2 protein-coding genes are annotated in these 1,669 nt (G+C 47.5%); both read left to right on the top strand.

Features of this window, described 5'->3' with window-relative positions:
• Positions 1–314 (top strand): energy-coupling factor transporter transmembrane component T family protein (locus tag ACO4PX_RS10230; protein ID WP_485572611.1); only part of this gene is annotated, 314 nt, incomplete at its 5' end.
• Positions 315–345: 31 nt separating this feature from the next.
• Positions 346–1,669, top strand: a 1,324-nt coding sequence (locus tag ACO4PX_RS10225) for an ABC transporter ATP-binding protein (RefSeq protein WP_485572609.1), incomplete at its 3' end; no start/stop codon positions are given.

The raw sequence follows: 1,669 nt of genomic DNA, 5'->3' as shown, positions 1-1,669 counted from the left end.
TTTCCATCCCTATAGCCGTGATGTTCCGGTTTTTTCCCGCCTTCACGGAAGAGAAAAAAGCCATTGAACGAGCCATGAAGATTCGGGGGATTCAAACCTGGAATCCGATGCAGAATCTGCTCTATGTTTCCATTCCGCTCCTCATCATTTCCGCGAATATCGCGGAGGATATCGCGAAGGCGGCGGAGTGCAAATGCATCGAGAATCCCGTCAAAAAGACGCGCTACAATACGGTTCGTCTGCAAATCGTGGACGCTGTTTTTCTATTTTCAATCCTGCTGATACTGGGGCTAAGCTATTTGGGAATTCGGTGACTACACTATTGACGGCAAAAAAGGAGTTTTTATGCTTTCTTTCGAAGATTTTTCTTTATCCTACGGGGAGAATGCCCCGGTGCTACAGGACATAACCCTCTCGATGAAAGAGGGGGAGTGTCTCCTTCTTACGGGAGAAAGCGGCAGCGGGAAATCCTCCCTGATTCATGCCGTAAACGGTCTGGCTTATCAGTACTACAACGGAAAAAGCAGGGGGAAAGTCCTTTTTCAGGGAGAAGACTTGTCTTCCCTTCCCATTTACAAAATCGCCCTACGGATTGCCACCGTTTTTCAAAATCCGAAAACCCATTTTTTTAACATCAACACCACAAGAGAATTGCTCTTTACCATGGAAAATATGGGACTGAACCGAGCGGAAATGGACAGGCGAATGGAAGATCTTCTCTCTATTTTCCCCATTGAAAAACTGCTTGGGCGAAATATCTTCGCCTTATCCGGAGGAGAAAAGCAGATTCTTGCCCTTGCTTCCGCCTACCTCTCCGGCTGTCCCTTCCTTGTTCTGGACGAGCCCTCTTCCAACCTGGATGAAGGCTCCATTGCCGTTCTAAAAACCATGCTCCACACCCTAAAGGAAAAGGGAATTACGATTCTTGTGGCTGAGCATCGCCTTTACTATCTGATGGACTTCGTTGACCGGGTGGCCTTTTTAGAAAAGGGAAGACTCAGCAAGTTATTTTCCCGGGAGGATTTTCTGGCTCTTCCGGAGGAAAGCATCAAAGCCATGGGGCTTCGTGCCAGAAACAAACCAAGCCTTTCTCTTCCGGAATGGAAAAATGAAGGAGCACTAAGGTATCAAAAGGAAGAGCGCCTTAGCTCTTTTTCCTTTGGAAAAATTTACGGTATAGTGGGAGAAAACGGAATTGGCAAATCCACCTTTCTTCGTAAACTCAGCGGCTTGGAGAATGAAAGAGGAAGTCATTTCTCCCTGTTTGGAAAAGAGCTAACAAAAAGACAGCGTCTTGCCCTTTCCGCGATGGTTATGCAGGACGTGAATCAGCAATTGTTCGGAGACTCCGTGGAAGAAGAGATGGAATTGGGAAAGGCAAGACAAAAACGAAGTCTGAAAGAGAGAAACGAGGGGATCATAGACGGGCAAGAAAACGAACAAAAGAAGACAAAGCCACATCATGCGACAAAAGAAGAACTCCTCAGCGCGCTGGGACTTTCCGCGTTAAAAGACCGCCATCCCATGAGCCTTTCCGGCGGGCAGAAGCAACGACTGGCTCTTGCCGCAACCCTCTATCAGGAGGCAAAGCTTTTCTTCTTTGATGAACCCACCAGCGGGATGGATCAGAAGAATATGCTTCGTATCGCCCGTCTCTTAAAGTCCGCTA

This window comes from Oribacterium sp. (assembly GCF_057249185.1).
The sequence above is the reverse complement of the archived record's forward strand: the minus strand, read 5'-3'. Positions and strand labels throughout refer to the sequence as shown.